This window comes from Pseudomonas sp. W2Oct36, assembly GCF_041060465.1.
GTDB lineage: Bacteria > Pseudomonadota > Gammaproteobacteria > Pseudomonadales > Pseudomonadaceae > Aquipseudomonas > Aquipseudomonas graminis_B.
This window is the reverse complement of the sequence record NZ_JAUERW010000007.1, coordinates 69200-85119: the sequence shown is the minus strand read 5'-3', so window position 1 is coordinate 85119 and position 15920 is coordinate 69200. Positions and strand designations below refer to the sequence as shown.

Sequence of the window (15920 nt, the reverse complement as noted above, 5' to 3'; positions counted from 1 at the left end):
CATGCCCCTCCTCGACCTACTGGCCAGCTCCCCGCTGGCCTTTGTTTTATGCGCACTCATCTTGGGCCTGCTAGTCGGCAGCTTCCTCAACGTCGTAGTCTACCGCCTCCCCAAAATGATGATCCGCGACTGGAAAACCCAGTCCCGAGAAATGCTCGACCTCCCCGCCGAGCCGCAACCAGAAACCTTCAACCTAATCCTCCCTCACTCCCGCTGCCCGCATTGCTCACACCAAATCCGCCCATGGGAGAACCTCCCGGTCGTGAGCTACCTGTTCCTAGGCGGCAAGTGTTCCCAGTGCAAAGCCCCCATCAGCAAGCGCTACCCGCTGGTTGAATTAGCGTGCGGCCTACTCTCAGCCTTCATCGCCTGGCATTTCGGTTTCGGCTGGCAGGCAGGTGCGATGCTGGTGCTGACGTGGGGCCTGCTATCGATGAGCCTGATCGACGCCGACCACCAGCTTCTGCCGGACGCAATCGTGTTGCCGCTGTTGTGGCTCGGCCTGATCGTCAACGCCTTCGGCCTGTTCACCTCGCTGACCGATGCGCTGTGGGGCGCGGTCGCGGGGTATCTGGCGTTGTGGTGTGTGTTCTGGCTGTTCAAGCTGATCACCGGCAAGGAAGGCATGGGCTACGGCGATTTCAAGTTGCTGGCCATGCTTGGCGCGTGGGGCGGGTGGCAGATTCTGCCGCTGACGATTCTGCTGTCGTCGATTGTTGGGGCGGTGTTGGGCCTGATTCTGCTGCGCTTGCGCAACGTTGAGACCAGCACGCCGATCCCCTTCGGTCCTTATCTGGCGCTCGCGGGGTGGATCGCTTTGCTCTGGGGTGATCAAATAACCACTTCGTATTTGCAGATCGCCGGCTTCAGATGACTTCTCCTGCGTCAAAACCCTGGATTCTGGGCCTCACCGGTGGCATCGGCAGCGGCAAGAGTGCGGCGGCTCAGTGCTTCGTGGATCTGGGCGTGCATTTGGTGGACGCCGATCACGCTGCACGCTGGGTCGTCGAGCCCGGGCGCCCTGCCCTGGCGCAGATTGCTGAGCACTTCGGCGCAAGCGTGTTGCAGGCCGATGGCACGCTGAATCGCTCGGCGTTGCGCGAGCTGATTTTCAAGGACCCGCAACAGCGTGTCTGGCTCGAAAGCCTGCTGCATCCGCTGATCCGCGAGGAAATCCGTCAATATCTGGCGCGCGCTGAATCGGCTTACGCGATTCTGGTGTCGCCGTTGTTGCTGGAGACTTCTCAGCACCAGATGGTTCAGCGGGTGTTGGTCATTGATGTGCCGGAATCGGTGCAGATCGAGCGCACGGTGTTGCGCGACAAGACCAACGAGGAACAGGTGCGGGCGATTCTCAAGGCGCAGGCCAGTCGCGAAGAGCGCGTGAGCCGGGCCGATGATGTGATCGTCAATGACCGTGACCCGGCCTGGCTGAAAAGCGAGGTCGAGCGTCTGCATCACTTTTATTTAACTTTGCGTGGAGGCCAATGATGAGCCAACCAATGACCGTCGATTGCCCAACCTGCGGAGCGCCCGTGGAATGGAAGCCGGAGAGTAAATTTCGGCCGTTCTGTTCGGACCGGTGCAAGCTGATCGACCTGGGCGCCTGGGCGTCGGAAGAACATGCGATTCCGGTGGCGCCGGATGCTGAAGACGAGCTGTTTTCGGGTGACTTCGACCCTCGTCAACATTGATCTAAGTGGGCAGCCACACAGGACGAACAACGCCAGTGCTGCCATATCTCCCAAGAGCTGAGAGCATCCCGTCAACAAAAGCGAGCGGCGAGCGGGATGACGTTTTGTGTAAGCGTGCCTGCTCGCGAAGAGGCCGGTACATCCGCTGGATATCCAGCAGTTCCAATGCCGTCTTCGTGAGCAAGCTCACTACCACAATGGGCTAGCGGCAATTTCTTGAGCCGATAAGCACCGCCCCGCCCAACTTTATCTCCGCTCAAGTATTTCTTATCCCCTCAGCAGCGTTAAGCTTGGCGCCATGGATGACTCTGATTATCTGCGTCTTTTGACGAGCCAGGCCGAGCAAGCCAATGCGTTTCTGTCCAATGCGCGCAAGTGGGAGCGCGAACGTTGGGTGTGCGAGCGGTTGCTGCAGGGCCTGAATATTCCCCATCGTACTGACGACTTCCTGCCTGCCGGGCAAGAGCCGCCGGACGTACTGTTTCGCGACGCGTGTTTTGAAGTGTTCTTTGTCCTGGATGAAGGCCGTCGGCTCAACGATGAGTGGCGTGAAGAACTGCAACGTCGACGCAGCGCGTTTTCCCTCAGCCAACTGGTGCGGCGCGAAGCCAAACCCAAGCGCATTCCCGCTGCCGAGCTGCTCCGGCGCCTGGCACCCACGCTGCGCAAAAAGGCCCACAACTACAAAGAGCGTGGGCTGGATGTGGGCGAGCTGGACATCATTGCCTTCGCCAGCCTCAAGCGCGAGGTGCTCGACTTGAACAGCCACTTTCCGCCGCCCACCGAGTATTTGCGTCAGGGCTGGCGGTCACTCTCGCTGGTCGGGCCGACCTTCGCCCGGGTATTGTTCGCCCATCCGGATGCCCCGGATTTCCTGCGGACCAATCTGGGCCGCAGCGTGGTGTTTGATGTAGGAATCAGTTTATGAGCCCGTTGCAGGAATTGATCGCCGATGTACCTCAGCGCGGGCGTGTGCGCTGGATTGGCGTGCGCCCGGAATCCCGGGGCGAGATGGTTGAGCTGGACGCCGTGGAAGCCCGTCGCGAAGCAGGCCTGACGGGCGATCATGCCCGCCCCGGCCCGCGCAACGCTCGACAGGTGACGCTGATCCAGTGGGAACACTTTGCAGTGGTCAGTTCGCTGATGGGGCGGGCCGAGGACAATCCGGTGTTGCCCCAGGATTTGCGACGCAACATCGTGATCAGCGGCATCAACCTGTTCAGCCTGAAGAACCGACGCTTCCGCATCGGTCAGGCGATCTTCGAAACCACCGGCTGGTGCCAGCCCTGCGCGCGCCTTGAGCAGCGCCTGGGCCACGGCATTTTTCAGGCCGTTCGCGGCCATGGCGGAATCACCGCGCGAGTGATACAAAGCGGCATCGTGCGTCTGGACGACGTGTTGTGTATCGAGCCGATCGAACCGAGCGTCCATGACTTTAACGCAGCCAACAGCGCCGCCTCCTGATCCGGGTCAATGTTGATAAAGCGCCTCAAATGATCAGCGGCCTGAAACCTGCCGACCCAGCGCGTGTCGAAGCGTACATTCGAGCCCCCACCCCAAGTCGAGCGCTGGCCTTTTTGGCTTCGGCTGCTCCTTGGGGTGGTGCTCGGACCGGGCCCGTTGACCCATTTGCCGAGCGATCTGACGCTATGAGCTGCCTCGCGCTCGCGCGGGTTTCGCTGACACAGAATTCCTTAAGCCTTATGAGATATCTCCATGACCCATCGTATTGTGATTGTCGGCGGAGGCGCTGGCGGTCTGGAACTGGCTACCCGTCTGGGTAAAACCCTCGGCAAGAAAGGCAAGGCCAGCGTCACGCTGGTGGACGCCAATCTGACCCACATCTGGAAACCACTGCTGCACGAAGTGGCCGCCGGTTCGCTCAACTCTTATGAGGACGAACTGAACTACGTGGCGCAAGCCAAGTGGAACCATTTTCAGTTTCAGATGGGCCGCATGACCGGGCTGGACCGCGAGAACAAGCAGATCCACCTGGCCGAGACCCTCGACGAAAACGGCAATGCGCTGGTCCCGGCGCGCAGCCTGGATTACGACTCGCTGGTCATTTCCGTGGGCAGCACGACCAATGATTTCGGCACCAAAGGCGCGGCTGAGCACTGCCTTTTCCTCGACACGCGCAAGCAGGCCGAGCGCTTCCATCAGCAATTGCTGAATCGCTATTTGCAGGCCCACGCCAGCCAGAACGATGCGGCCGAAGAAATCAACGTCGCCATCGTCGGTGCCGGCGCGACCGGTGTCGAGCTGGCCGCAGAGCTGCACAACGCGGCGCATGAACTGGCGGCCTACGGGCTCGGCCAGATCAAGCCGGAAAACCTGCGCATCACCGTGATCGAGGCCGGGCCGCGCGTCCTCCCGGCACTGCCGGAGCGTATTGGCGGCCCGGTACACAAGACGCTGGAGAAACTCGGCGTGACGGTGCTGACCAACTCGGCGGTCAGCGAGGTGACAGCTGACAGCCTGGTGACTGCGACCGGTCAGGTGATTCCTGCAACGCTGAAGGTCTGGGCGGCGGGCATTCGCGCTCCGGCGTTTCTGGAGGGCATCGCCGGTCTTGAGACCAACCGCATCAATCAGCTGCAGGTGCGTCCGACGCTACAGACCACCCGCGACGACAGTATCTTCGCCTTCGGCGACTGCGCGGCCTGCCCGCAAAAAGGCACCGACCGCAATGTCCCGCCCCGTGCGCAAGCGGCGCATCAACAAGCGTCGTTGCTGGTGAAATCGCTGAAGCTGCGCATCGAGGGCGGCACGCTGCCCGAGTATCGCTATCAGGACTACGGCTCGCTGATCTCGCTGTCGAAGTTCTCGGCAGTCGGTAATCTGATGGGGAATCTGACCGGCAGTGTCATGCTCGAAGGCTGGCTGGCGCGGATGTTCTACGTTTCGCTGTACCGCATGCACCAGATGGCACTCTACGGCATGTTCCGCACGTTGATGCTCATGCTGGGCAGCCGAATCGGCCGCGGCACCGAGCCACGGATGAAGCTGCACTAAGGCTCAGTCCTACAGGTCCGCCGCGCCAGTGCGGCGGGCCTCATTCCTCGACATTCTGCACAACCTACCCCGCAACTCGTCTGCCACGAGCGCACGCCTGCGCTAAGGCATCACCTGCCCTTTGCCCAGATGCTTGGCCTTGTACATCCAGCGGTCGGCTTCGCGCATGAGTTCGTCAGGAGCCTTGCCCGAGCCGGGTTCGTACATGGAAAAGCCGATACTGGCGTTGCAGCGAATGACATCGCCTTTGATCGTGAGGGGCTGTGCAATCGCGACGAGGAGTTTCTGAGCCACTTCGCGGGCCTCCTCCACACCCGGCGTGATGCCTTCCAGGATCACGATGAATTCATCACCGGCCAGCCGCACCAGGCTGTCAGTCCTGCGAATGCAGCTCTGCAAACGTGTGGAAACAGCGCGCAGCAGATCATCCCCGGCATCGTGCCCGTAACTGTCGTTGATGACTTTGAACCCATCCAGATCGATGAACATCAACGCCAGCTGCAACCTGGAGCGGTCGGCACGGGCCTGAGCGATCGGCAACAGCGAGTCCAGCGCGCGGCGATTGTGCAGGCCGGTCAGGGCGTCATGTCGGGCTTCCTGCTCAAGCTCTTTGCGCGCTTGAATGTTCTGAATGATGGAGATGAAATATTCCAGCTCTCCGGCTTCGGACAGCTTCTTCGTGACGCTCAGATTGACCCAGACCGAGCTGCCGTTTTTGCGCAGGTAGCGCTTCTCCATCTGGTAGCTGTTGATTTGGCCGACACTCAACTGATGCAGCATCTCAAGATCACTGTCCAGATCGTCGGGGTGAGTGATGTCCTGAAACGTCAGGTGCTTGAGCTCATCGGGTGCGTAGCCAAGGACGTCGCACAGCGCGGCGTTGACGCTGATCCAGCCACCATCCGGCGCAACCAGCGCAATGCCCACCGAGGCCAGCTCGAACATCGAGCGATAGCCTGCCTCGCTGGCCTGAAACATTGCTTCGGAGCGGTTCTTCTGAATCCGCGTCAGCATCAGGTTTTCCCGCAGCTGCATTTCGCGGCTGACGATCTCGGCCAGGTCGTGGAGGATGGACAGCTCGTCTGGGGTAAGGATTCTGGGCCGTGCGTCAATGGCGCAAAGCGTGCCCACAGCGAAGCCCTGGCTGGTGCGTATGGGTACGCCGGCATAAAAGCGGACATGGGGATCGCCGGTGACCAGTTGGCTGTTGCAGAACCGCGCGTCCTCGATGGCATCGGGCACCACAAGCTCGGTGGCCTCAAGGATGGCGTGCGCACAGAAAGCGAGCTCCCGCGGCAACTCGACAGCCTCAAGCCCCACTCGGGACTTGAACCACTGGCGGTCCTGATCCACCAGCGATATCAGGGCAATCGGCACGTTCAGCACTTGCGCCACCAGACGAGTGATCCGGTCCAGCGCGACCTCGGGTGGGGTGTCGAGTACTTCGAGAAGATGCAGCGCTTCAAGTCGCTGTTGCTCGAATGAAGGAGTTGGCGACTTCATAACACGGCCGATCCTGAAAAGACTGCCTGAAGTCTATACCCGGCCTCATGAATCCGCACCGGAGCGACGTGTAAATAACTGACCTGGCCGTGGCAATTGATCACGCTATCAAAGAAGGAATTCTGTCACGCCTTGTCATAAAAACGTGCTGTTTGCTGTGATCCCATCAACGCATCTCACCCCGATGTCGCTCGATTACAGGAAGTCATCCATGTCGCAGCTCTCCCGACTGATGCTGGCCGCAGGCCTTGGCATCGCGCTCAATCTATCCATGGCCGCCACGGCAGGCGCAGCGTCCGAGGTCACCGGCGCCGGCTCCACGTTTATTTATCCGGTGCTGTACAAGTGGGCGACTGACTACAACCAGAAGACCCAGATCAAGGTTAACTACCAATACATCGGCTCTGGCGCAGGGATTGCGCTGATCAAGGAAGGCGCCGTGGATTTCGGTGCGACCGACCGGCCGATGAGCTCGGCAGACCTGCAATCCTTCGGGCTGCAGCAGTTTCCCTCTGTGATCGGCGGCATCGTACCGGTCATCAACATCGCTTCGATAAAACCCGGCACCCTGAAATTCACAGGCCCAGTGCTGGCCGACATCTACCTGGGGAAGATCAGCAAATGGAATGACCCGGCCCTCGCCGCCCTCAACCCGGGCGTGAAACTGCCTGACGCGAAAATCAGCGTCGTGTACCGCTCGGATGATTCCGGCACCACGTTTAACTGGGTCAGCTATCTGGCGAAGGTCAGCCCGCAATGGAAGAGTCAGCTCGGGGCAAGCGCATCGGTGCACTGGCCGGTGGGCATGGGCAGCAAGGGCAGCGAGGGCGTGGCGACGTACGTGAAACAGGTGCCGAACTCGATCGGCTACGTCGAGTACGCCTACGTCAAACAGCAGAAGTTGAATTATGGGCTGTTGCAGAACGCTGCCGGCACGTTCGTGACGCCGAGCACCGAAAGCTTTCAGGCGGCAGCCGCGACGGCAGACTGGAAAAACGCGAAGGATTTTGACCTGTCGATGCTCGACGCGCCGGGGGAAAACGCTTACCCGATCACCGCAGCGACGTTCATCGTGATGTACAGGCAACCCAAGGACGCTGATCGTCAGAAGACCGTCCAGGATTTCTTTCGCTGGACGCTGGAGAGCGGGCAGGAACACGCACGCTCGCTGGACTTCGCGCCGATCCCGGATGACCTGAAAAATCAGATCGAGGCGTACTGGGCTAATCCGCCCAAGGCTCAGTGAAAGCCAGAAACGAAAAAAGCGTCCCGAGGGACGCTTTTTTGTAGCTTCAGCGCGAGTGGCGTTGAAGCGGTATTTTCTGCCCGGATACTGCTTAGGCGAAAATGGTCGGGGTAAGGGGATTCGAACTCCTGACATCCTGCTCCCAAAGCAGGCGCGCTACCGGACTGCGCTATACCCCGGTGAAACATGAAAACACCCTAAGGCGTTTCCAGAGCGGGTGACGCGAATGGCGTCACTCCCTAAGATCCAACCCGATGAAGCCAGGTCAAAAATGGTGGGTCGTGTGGGATTCGAACCTACGACCAATTGGTTAAAAGCCAACTGCTCTACCAACTGAGCTAACGACCCAAATAATGGTCGGGGTAAGGGGATTCGAACTCCTGACATCCTGCTCCCAAAGCAGGCGCGCTACCGGACTGCGCTATACCCCGACGGTACTACCTCTTGAAATTGGCTCCGTGACCAGGACTCGAACCTGGGACCCAATGATTAACAGTCATTTGCTCTACCGACTGAGCTATCACGGAACGATCTTTTCAAATCTATCAATTTCAGATGCAGCGTTTGACGCGCTTCAACACAACAAATTCAGTAATTTTGCACCAAACGAATTTGGCGTTTACCTCACTGAACCTACCGCATTTTCAGCCTCTTCGACCTGTCTGCATCGCTGCGTTCACGTCTCTGAGGCGCGCTATTCTACATTTCCAGAAACACCTGTCAACCCTCTAAATTGCTTTCAAGACAATGATTTGCGAATTTTTTGCGGATCGCCCTCAACCTCGCGAAAATCCTGCGCTCGGCGAATAAATCACCGCGCATAAAAAAGGGCCCCCACCAGGAGAGCCCTCTGCGCCTCTATATAGAAGTGCGGATCAGCCAAAGACGATCTCGTCGTCCTGCACCGTGCCTCTGATGCTGGTACCAGGCATGAAGCCACCCGACAGAATCAACTGAGCCAGCGGGTTTTCGATCCAGCGCTGGATGGCCCGCTTGAGCGGCCGCGCGCCATACACAGGGTCGTAGCCGACAGCGATCAGCTTGTCCATCGCCTCGCTGGACAGCTCCAGTCCCAGATCGCGCTCCGCCAGACGCTTGCGCAGTCGGCCGAGTTGAATCTCGGTGATGCCTGCGATCTGATCGCGGGCCAGCGGTTCGAAGATCACCACTTCGTCCACCCGATTGATGAACTCCGGACGGAAGTGCGTGGTGAGCGCATCCATGACCGCCGCGCGCTGCCCTTCCCGATCACCCACCAGCTCCTGGATGCGAGCCGAGCCGAGGTTGGAGGTCATGACGATCACGGTATTACGGAAATCCACCGTACGCCCGTGACTGTCGGTCAGACGCCCGTCTTCGAGCACTTGCAGCAGGACGTTGAAGACGTCCGGGTGCGCTTTCTCGACTTCGTCCAGCAGGATGACCGAGTAAGGCTTGCGGCGTACCGCTTCGGTCAGATAACCGCCTTCTTCGTACCCGACATAGCCAGGTGGCGCGCCGATCAGACGAGCCACGGAATGTTTTTCCATGAACTCAGACATGTCGATGCGCACCATGGCCTCTTCGGTGTCGAACAGGAACTCCGCCAGCGCCTTGCACAGCTCGGTCTTACCCACACCGGTTGGGCCGAGGAACATAAACGAGCCGCTCGGACGATTCGGGTCCGACAACCCGGCACGCGACCGGCGCACCGCGTTGGCCACGGCGACAACCGCTTCGTTCTGGCCGATCACCCGCTGGTGCAGCAGCTCTTCCATTTTCAGCAGCTTGTCACGCTCGCCTTCGAGCATCTTCGAAACCGGAATGCCGGTCCACTTGGACACGACTTCGGCAATCTCTTCCTCGGTCACCTTGCTGCGCAGCAGCTGGTTTTCCGGCTTGCCGTGCTGGTCGACCATCTGCAGGCTGCGTTCCAGATCGGGAATCACGCCGTATTGCAATTCGGCCATGCGGTTGAGGTCGCCCTTACGCCGCGCCGCTTCCAGTTCCTGGCGGGACTGCTCAATCTTCTGCTGGATCTGTGCAGAACCGGTCACTTCCGCTTTTTCGGAGGTCCAGATTTCTTCGAGGTCGGCGTATTCCCGCTCAAGGCGCTGAATCTCTTCCTGGAGCTTTTCCAGGCGCTTGATCGCGGCCTCGTCGTCTTCCTTCTTCAGCGCCTGCGCTTCCACCTTCAGCTGGATCAGGCGACGTTCAAGACGGTCGAGCACTTCCGGCTTGGAGTCGATCTCCATGCGGATGCGGCTGGCGGCTTCGTCGATCAGGTCGATGGCTTTGTCCGGCAGTTGCCGGTCGGTGATGTAGCGGTGGCTGAGCTTGGCGGCCGCAATGATTGCGCCGTCAGTGATCGCCACCTTGTGGTGAACCTCATAGCGCTCTTTGAGGCCGCGCAAGATGGCGATGGTGTCTTCTTCGCTCGGCTCATCCACCAGCACTTTCTGGAAGCGACGCTCGAGGGCAGCGTCCTTCTCTATGTATTGGCGGTACTCGTTGAGCGTCGTGGCGCCCACGCAATGCAACTCACCCCGGGCCAGCGCCGGCTTGAGCATGTTGCCGGCATCCATCGAGCCTTCGGCCTTGCCGGCACCGACCATGGTGTGCAGCTCGTCGATGAACAGGATGATCTGCCCTTCCTGCTTCGACAGTTCGTTGAGCAGGCCTTTCAGGCGCTCTTCGAATTCGCCACGGAACTTGGCACCCGCGATCAGTGCGCCCATGTCCAGCGACAGCAGACGCTTGCCTCGCAGCCCGTCCGGCACTTCGCCGTTGATGATGCGCTGGGCAAGGCCCTCGGCGATGGCGGTTTTACCCACGCCAGGCTCACCGATCAGCACAGGGTTGTTCTTGGTCCGACGCTGCAGTACCTGGATGGTCCGACGGATCTCGTCGTCGCGGCCAATCACCGGGTCGAGCTTGCCTTCCTCGGCGCGCTTGGTCAGGTCGACGGTGTACTTGTCCAGCGCCTGACGGGATTCCTCGGCGTTCGGGTCGTTGACGGCATCGCCGCCCCGCAGGTTGCTAATGGCGTTTTCCAGGGCTTTCTTGCTGACGCCCTGGCCGAGCAGCAGCTTGCCGAGTTTGCTGTTCTCGTCCATCGCGGCGAGCAACACCAGCTCGCTGGAGATGAACTGATCGCCCTTCTGCTGAGCCAGACGATCGGCCTGGTTCAACAGGCGCGCCAGATCCTGCGACATGTTCACGTCGCCAGTCGGGTTCTGGATCTTCGGCAGTTGGTCGAGCTCTTTGGTCAGCGCGGTGCGCAGGCTGTTGATATCGAAGCCCACTTGCAGCAGCAAAGGCTTGATCGAACCGCCCTGCTGCTCAAGCAGCGCCTGCATCAGGTGCGCGGGTTCGATAGCCGGATGATCCAGGCCCACCGCCAGTGATTGAGAATCTGAGAGAGCGAGTTGTAATTTGCTGGTTAAACGGTCAATACGCATTCTTCACCTTCCTATATGGGCAGGCCGGAGCAATGAACACACCTAATAAAGAAAACCTGCCAGATGGTTCTTTAGATGCGGTCGATTAGGCAGGATTCAAGCGCGCACTGGTTGACATGGGTCAACATTAGCTTGAAGGAGAGGATTCGGGAGGAATGAGTGGAGCGGCGGAGGCTACCGGGCTTCGACCCAGACAAGCGAAGCGAAGCGTCCAGTGCGTGCGCCACGGCGATAAGAAAAGAAGCGCTCATCGTTATAGGTCGAAAAACCGCCGCCGTAGACCGCTGTGACACCGTGGGCAGCGAGACGCAGACGCGCCAACTGATAGATGTCGGCCATGAATTTGCCGGCGTTGGCGCCCGGCACGAACGCATCGGCCGTCTCGGGGTGCATGGCTATAAAGGCTTCACGCACTTCGGGACCGACTTCGAATGCCTGCGGCCCGATGGCAGGGCCAAGCCAGACGAGGATGTCGGATGACGCATCGGCAAAACTGTCCACAGTCGCCTCAAGCACACCTGCCGCCAGACCGCGCCAACCTGCATGGGCAGCGGCGACCTGAGTACCGGCTTTGTTGCAGAACAGGGCCGGCAGGCAATCAGCCGTCATGATGGTGCAGGCAACGCCCGGGGTTCGGCTCCAGCTGGCATCAGCCTGAAGTACATCTGCCGGTGCAGCCTCGACGACGTCAATACCGTGAACCTGCTTCAGCCATGCAGGCTGAACGTGCAGGCGTGTGGTCAGCGCCGAACGGTTATGTGCAACGGCTGCCGGATCGTCATCAACGTGATCGCCGAGATTGAAGCTGTCGAACGGCGCCACACTGACACCGCCCGAACGCGTCGTGACGCACGCTTTGACACCCGCCGGCGCAGGCCAGTCGGGAATCAGCCAGTCCGTCACGCGCTCAGTCATCCGATGAACGCTTCGCGGTCTTGCTTGAGCAGGGTCAGCAGCCAGACAAAGTCGTCCGGCAGCGGCGATTCCCAGCTCATGCGCTTACCGGTCGTCGGATGATCCAGTTCAAGGAAACGCGCATGCAGCGCCTGACGCGGGAAGTGTTTCAGCGATTCGACCATGGTGACACTGGCTGCAGGCGGAATACGGAAACGACCGCCGTAGGCAGGATCGCCGACCAGCGGGAAGTTGATGTGGGCCATGTGTACGCGGATCTGGTGGGTGCGCCCGGTTTCCAGCTTCACCCGCACGTGGGTGTGCGAACGGAAACGCTCCAGAACCCGGTAGTGGCTGACCGCAGGCTTGCCGCCTTCCATGACCGCCATGCGCTGACGCTGCTGGCCATGACGACCGATGGGTGCGTTGATCTTGCCACCCGAGGTCACCACGCCGATGACGATGCACTCATAGATGCGGCTGACGCTGCGATTCTGCAGTTGGGTGACCAGTTGCGTCTGCGCCTGGATGGTCTTGGCGACCACCATCAGACCGGTGGTGTCCTTGTCCAGGCGGTGCACGATGCCGGCACGCGGGACATTGATGATGTCCGGCACGTGATGCAGCAAGGCGTTGAGCAGGGTGCCGTCGGCATGACCTGCTGCCGGATGCACCACCAGACCGGACGGCTTGTTGATCACCAGGATCTGGTCGTCTTCGTAGACGATATCGAGCTCGATGTCCTGCGCGATCCACTCGCCCTGGGCTTCCTGCTCGGCTTTGAGGAGCAGAACGGCGCCGCCATGCACGATGTCACGCGGGCGCAAAGCGCCGCCATCCACAGTCAGGCGGCCGTCTTTGATCCAGGCGGAAAGGCGCGAGCGCGAGTGCTCTGCGAATAGTTGGGCGGCGACTTGGTCGAGGCGTTGACCGCCCAATTCGGACGGCACCTCTGCGCGGAGTTCTATGATCTCAGACATGCTCAAACTAGGAGGTGGCACTGGCCTTTGGTTTCGGCTGTGCGCTTGTGGTTAAATACGGCGTCTTTTGTCCCGGGGGTTCCACGGGGCGCCCATCATAACAGGACGGTCCTGCGCAAGACAGCAGGCCGTTATAGGGACGCAAGCCGCCATGCAAGTGAAACACCTGCTGCTGATAGCCATCCTCGGACTTACTGTTGCCTGTTCTTCGAAGAAAGAAGTCATCGACGAAAACCTCAGTGAAGTCGAGCTGTACCAGCAGGCGCAGGCCGATCTGGACAACAACAGCTATAACAGCGCCACCGAGAAGCTCAAGGCGCTGGAGTCGCGTTATCCGTTCGGTCGCTATGCTGACCAGGCGCAACTCGAGCTGATCTACGCCAACTACAAGAATGGCGAGCCCGAGGCTGCCAAGTCGGCGGCCGAGCGTTTCATTCGTCTGCACCCGCAACACCCGAACGTCGACTACGCCTATTACCTCAAGGGCCTGACCTCGTTCGACCAGGACGTCGGCATCATTGCCCGCTTCCTGCCGCTGGATCAGACCAAGCGTGACCCGGGCGCTGCTCGCGATTCGTACAACGAGTTCGCCCAGCTGACCAGCCGCTACCCGAACAGCCGCTACGCCCCTGACGCCAAGCAGCGCATGATTTACCTGCGCAACCTGCTGGCGGCCTACGAGATTCACGTTGCCGACTACTACCTGACCCGTCAGGCTTACGTCGCAGCGGCCAACCGCGGTCGTTACGTTGTCGAAAACTTCCAGGAAACCCCATCGGTCGGTGACGGCCTGGCGGTCATGGTCGAGGCTTATCAGCGTCTGCACCTGGACGACCTGGCTGAAACCAGCCTGGAAGTCCTGAAAACCAACTATCCAGATCACCCGCAGCTGGTAGATGGCAAGTTCGAAGCGCGCACGGCAGAGGCCGACAACCGTTCCTGGCTGTCCAAGGCGACCCTGGGTCTGATTGAAAGCCGTCCGCCGCTGCCGCCAGGACAAACCCGCGCCAATCAGGACGTGATCAAGCAGTATCAGGACGCCAAGGAAGCCATCCCTGCCGAACTCTTGCCTGAGAACCAGTCGGCTGACGAAGAGAAGAAAAACGATGACGACGACGGCACGCCGAAAAGCCGCTCGATCTTCAGCTACATGACCTTTGGCCTGTTCGACTGATTCAGTCCCTGCCAAACGTCAGCTAAAAGAGGCCCTTCGGGGCCTTTTTTCATGCCCGACCACTTTCCGACAGCATCCGGCGATGGAGATGACTGTGCGCCCGACATCCGCTTGGCTACACTGCGCGCTCTTCACTTCATAAGCTGACAGACATGATTCGCTTGATTATGTGGCTCGCCCTGATTGTGGCGGTCGTCTGGTTTTTCAAACGCCTGGTCAAAGGCCCTGCCCCACGCCCGAAGCCCGCAACGCCGGAACTCGACGCAGCGCCCATGGTGCGTTGCGCGCAATGTGGCGTGCATGTCCCCCGCGATAGCGCGCTGAGCCAAAACCAGCAATGGTATTGCACCGAAGCGCACCGTTTGCAGGGCCCCGCTGCACGTGACCGCTGACAGCCTGTCGCTGGCGACGCCTCAGGCCCAACGCATCCTGCGGCTGTATCACCTCTATCGTCTGAGCATCGGCGTGCTGCTGGTGCTGCTGATCTCCAGCAGCCTGGACGCCGAATTGCTGGAGCTGGCCGACATCGAGCTGTTCCGCATCGGCTGCTGGCTGTATCTGGTCTTCAACATCCTTGTCGTGGTGCTGCTCGAACGCCCGAGCCGCCAGGGGCAACTGTTCTCCCTCGCCATGGCCGACACGCTGATGCTGGCGGCGCTGTTCTACGCCGGGGGCGGTGCACCGAGCGGCATTGGCAACCTGATCATCGCCTCGGTGGCGATCAGCAACGTGCTCCTGCGCAAGCGAACCGGCCTGCTGATTGCCGCGCTGTCAGCCATCGGCATCATCTATCTGACCTTCTACATCAGCTATCACAAGCCCTCTGCCGCCAACCATTTCGTGCAGGCCGGCTCGCTGGGCGCCCTGTGCTTTGCGGCGGCCCTGCTGGTCCAGGCCCTGTCACGCCGCTTGCAGCTCAGTGAAGACATCGCCGAACGTCGCGCCGCTGACGTCGACAACCTTGAAGAACTCAACGCGCTGATCCTGCAGCGCATGCGCACCGGCATTCTGGTGCTCGACGAGGACCACAAAGTACTGCTCGCCAACCAGAGCGCGCTGAATTTACTGGGCCACGAGCGCTTGCTGGGCGAAATCGTCGACGCCTATTCGCCGCAACTGGTCGAGCGCCTGGGTCAATGGATGACCAACCCGTCGATGGCCCCGCGCAGCATCACCACTTCGGCCATTGGTCCGGTGCTGCGTCCGGGTTTCATCCCACTGGCACGCGGCAGTCATCGCCACACGTTGGTATTTCTCGATGACCTGTCGCAGATTTCCCAACAGGCCCAGCAGCTCAAACTGGCCGCGCTGGGCAGACTGACCGCCGGTATTGCCCACGAGATCCGCAACCCGCTGGGCGCCATCAGTCATGCCGCGCAACTGCTGCTGGAATCGGAGGAACTGACCGCGCCGGACCGGCGTCTCAATCAGATCATTCACGATCAATCGCGGCGGATGAATCTGGTGATCGAGAACGTTCTGCAGCTGTCTCGTCGACGTCAGACCGAACCCCATCTGCTCGATCTCAAGCAATGGCTGGAGGCGTTCGTCGTTAACCTTCGGGATGAGCTAACGGCGGGTCAAAGCGTGCATCTGGACATCGGCGCAGGCGTGCTCAGTACGCAGATGGACGCCGAACAATTGCAGCAGGTGATGAGCAATCTGGTGCAAAACGGTTTGCGCTACAGCGGCCAGCTCCACGAACACGCGCAAGTTTGGCTAAGGTTGTTTCAAGCCCCGTTCAGCGAACTGCCGACGCTGGACGTCCTCGACGACGGGCCAGGCGTTGCCGAAGAGCATCTGGCCAAAATCTTCGAACCCTTCTTCACCACCGAAAGCAAAGGAACCGGCCTGGGCCTGTATCTCTCGCGCGAGTTGTGCGAAAGCAATCAGGCGAGCCTCAATTACATTCCACGGGAAGGTGGCGGAAGCTGCATGCGAATGACCTTCGCCCATCCGTTCAAGCTGAGCTGA

At 60.2% G+C, this 15920-nt stretch carries 14 protein-coding genes and 4 tRNA genes; 10 read left to right on the top strand and 8 right to left on the bottom strand.

Going from position 1 to position 15920, the window contains the following annotated elements; genetic code table 11:
- Nucleotide 1 precedes the first annotated feature (1 nt).
- The 6 genes from QWI18_RS12170 (at nt 2) to QWI18_RS12145 (ending at nt 4709) form a co-directional block, all read left to right on the top strand.
- Nucleotides 2-874 carry an A24 family peptidase gene (locus QWI18_RS12170; protein ID WP_369318923.1) on the top strand — a complete coding sequence of 291 codons (873 nt, stop codon included), beginning with the start codon at nt 2-4 and terminating at the stop codon, nt 872-874.
- Entirely contained in the window at nt 871-1491 is a 621-nt protein-coding gene (gene coaE / locus QWI18_RS12165; RefSeq protein WP_369318922.1) for a dephospho-CoA kinase, read from the top strand. The genes QWI18_RS12170 and coaE overlap by 4 nt, the downstream gene beginning before the upstream one ends.
- Complete coding sequence (gene yacG / locus QWI18_RS12160) at nt 1491-1694, top strand: DNA gyrase inhibitor YacG (RefSeq protein WP_369318921.1); 204 nt, start codon at nt 1491-1493, stop codon at nt 1692-1694. The genes coaE and yacG overlap by 1 nt, the downstream gene beginning before the upstream one ends.
- A 298-nt stretch (nt 1695-1992) precedes the next feature.
- Nucleotides 1993-2622: a DUF1780 domain-containing protein gene (locus tag QWI18_RS12155; protein WP_065987649.1), complete on the top strand. Its 630-nt coding sequence runs from the start codon at nt 1993-1995 to the stop codon at nt 2620-2622.
- A complete protein-coding gene (locus tag QWI18_RS12150; RefSeq protein WP_065987650.1) occupies nt 2619-3158 on the top strand; it encodes an MOSC domain-containing protein in 540 nt (179 codons plus the stop codon). The genes QWI18_RS12155 and QWI18_RS12150 overlap by 4 nt, the downstream gene beginning before the upstream one ends.
- Nucleotides 3159-3410: 252 nt before the next feature.
- Complete coding sequence (locus tag QWI18_RS12145; RefSeq protein ID WP_065987651.1) at nt 3411-4709, top strand: NAD(P)/FAD-dependent oxidoreductase; 1299 nt, start codon at nt 3411-3413, stop codon at nt 4707-4709.
- A gap of 102 nt (nt 4710-4811) precedes the next feature.
- Here QWI18_RS12145 and QWI18_RS12140 read toward each other — a convergent pair whose 3' ends face one another.
- Complete coding sequence (locus QWI18_RS12140) at nt 4812-6212, bottom strand: diguanylate cyclase (protein WP_369318920.1); 1401 nt, start codon at nt 6210-6212, stop codon at nt 4812-4814.
- A gap of 211 nt (nt 6213-6423) precedes the next feature.
- Here QWI18_RS12140 and pstS point away from each other — a divergent pair, with 211 nt between their 5' ends.
- Complete coding sequence (gene pstS, locus QWI18_RS12135; protein WP_369318919.1) at nt 6424-7458, top strand: phosphate ABC transporter substrate-binding protein PstS; 1035 nt, start codon at nt 6424-6426, stop codon at nt 7456-7458.
- A 102-nt stretch (nt 7459-7560) separates the two neighbouring features.
- Here pstS and QWI18_RS12130 read toward each other — a convergent pair.
- From QWI18_RS12130 to rluD, 7 genes are all read right to left on the bottom strand, one after another.
- Nucleotides 7561-7637, bottom strand: a tRNA-Pro gene (locus tag QWI18_RS12130).
- Nucleotides 7638-7730: 93 nt separating this feature from the next.
- Nucleotides 7731-7806: transfer RNA gene (locus tag QWI18_RS12125), tRNA-Lys, on the bottom strand.
- A 6-nt stretch (nt 7807-7812) separates the two neighbouring features.
- Nucleotides 7813-7889: transfer RNA gene (locus tag QWI18_RS12120), tRNA-Pro, on the bottom strand.
- 20 nt (nt 7890-7909) lie between these two features.
- Nucleotides 7910-7985, bottom strand: a tRNA-Asn gene (locus QWI18_RS12115).
- 348 nt (nt 7986-8333) lie between these two features.
- The gene (clpB, locus tag QWI18_RS12110; RefSeq protein ID WP_065987654.1) at nt 8334-10898 is read right to left on the bottom strand and encodes an ATP-dependent chaperone ClpB; all 2565 of its coding nucleotides are present in this window, start codon (nt 10896-10898) and stop codon (nt 8334-8336) included.
- A 174-nt stretch (nt 10899-11072) separates the two neighbouring features.
- Complete coding sequence (gene pgeF / locus QWI18_RS12105; RefSeq protein WP_369318983.1) at nt 11073-11801, bottom strand: peptidoglycan editing factor PgeF; 729 nt, start codon at nt 11799-11801, stop codon at nt 11073-11075.
- A gap of 8 nt (nt 11802-11809) precedes the next feature.
- Nucleotides 11810-12772 (bottom strand): 23S rRNA pseudouridine(1911/1915/1917) synthase RluD, encoded by a 963-nt coding sequence (gene rluD / locus QWI18_RS12100; RefSeq protein ID WP_065987655.1) that lies wholly within the window; start codon nt 12770-12772, stop codon nt 11810-11812.
- Nucleotides 12773-12923: 151 nt separating this feature from the next.
- Here rluD and QWI18_RS12095 point away from each other — a divergent pair, with 151 nt between their 5' ends.
- The 3 genes from QWI18_RS12095 to QWI18_RS12085 all read left to right on the top strand — a co-directional run bounded on the left by QWI18_RS12095 (nt 12924) and on the right by QWI18_RS12085 (nt 15920).
- Nucleotides 12924-13946, top strand: coding sequence for an outer membrane protein assembly factor BamD (locus QWI18_RS12095; RefSeq protein WP_065987656.1), 1023 nt, complete (start codon nt 12924-12926; stop codon nt 13944-13946).
- A gap of 152 nt (nt 13947-14098) precedes the next feature.
- Nucleotides 14099-14338 carry a PP0621 family protein gene (locus QWI18_RS12090; protein WP_369318918.1) on the top strand — a complete coding sequence of 80 codons (240 nt, stop codon included), beginning with the start codon at nt 14099-14101 and terminating at the stop codon, nt 14336-14338.
- Nucleotides 14328-15920, top strand: coding sequence for a PAS domain-containing sensor histidine kinase (locus QWI18_RS12085; protein ID WP_296308078.1), 1593 nt, complete (start codon nt 14328-14330; stop codon nt 15918-15920). Before QWI18_RS12090 ends, QWI18_RS12085 begins: the two co-directional genes overlap by 11 nt.

Excerpts from the sequence above, each read along its gene's own strand:
- QWI18_RS12170 (WP_369318923.1), top strand. The coding sequence starts at position 2 with ATGCCCCTCCTCGACCTACTGGCCAGCTCCCCGCTGGCCTTTGTTTTA.
- coaE (WP_369318922.1), top strand. The coding sequence starts at position 871 with ATGACTTCTCCTGCGTCAAAACCCTGGATTCTGGGCCTCACCGGTGGC.
- yacG (WP_369318921.1), top strand. The coding sequence starts at position 1,491 with ATGAGCCAACCAATGACCGTCGATTGCCCAACCTGCGGAGCGCCCGTG.
- QWI18_RS12155 (WP_065987649.1), top strand. The coding sequence starts at position 1,993 with ATGGATGACTCTGATTATCTGCGTCTTTTGACGAGCCAGGCCGAGCAA.
- QWI18_RS12150 (WP_065987650.1), top strand. The coding sequence starts at position 2,619 with ATGAGCCCGTTGCAGGAATTGATCGCCGATGTACCTCAGCGCGGGCGT.
- QWI18_RS12145 (WP_065987651.1), top strand. The coding sequence starts at position 3,411 with ATGACCCATCGTATTGTGATTGTCGGCGGAGGCGCTGGCGGTCTGGAA.
- QWI18_RS12140 (WP_369318920.1), bottom strand. The coding sequence starts at position 6,212 with ATGAAGTCGCCAACTCCTTCATTCGAGCAACAGCGACTTGAAGCGCTG.
- pstS (WP_369318919.1), top strand. The coding sequence starts at position 6,424 with ATGTCGCAGCTCTCCCGACTGATGCTGGCCGCAGGCCTTGGCATCGCG.
- clpB (WP_065987654.1), bottom strand. The coding sequence starts at position 10,898 with ATGCGTATTGACCGTTTAACCAGCAAATTACAACTCGCTCTCTCAGAT.
- rluD (WP_065987655.1), bottom strand. The coding sequence starts at position 12,772 with ATGTCTGAGATCATAGAACTCCGCGCAGAGGTGCCGTCCGAATTGGGC.
- QWI18_RS12095 (WP_065987656.1), top strand. The coding sequence starts at position 12,924 with ATGCAAGTGAAACACCTGCTGCTGATAGCCATCCTCGGACTTACTGTT.
- QWI18_RS12090 (WP_369318918.1), top strand. The coding sequence starts at position 14,099 with ATGATTCGCTTGATTATGTGGCTCGCCCTGATTGTGGCGGTCGTCTGG.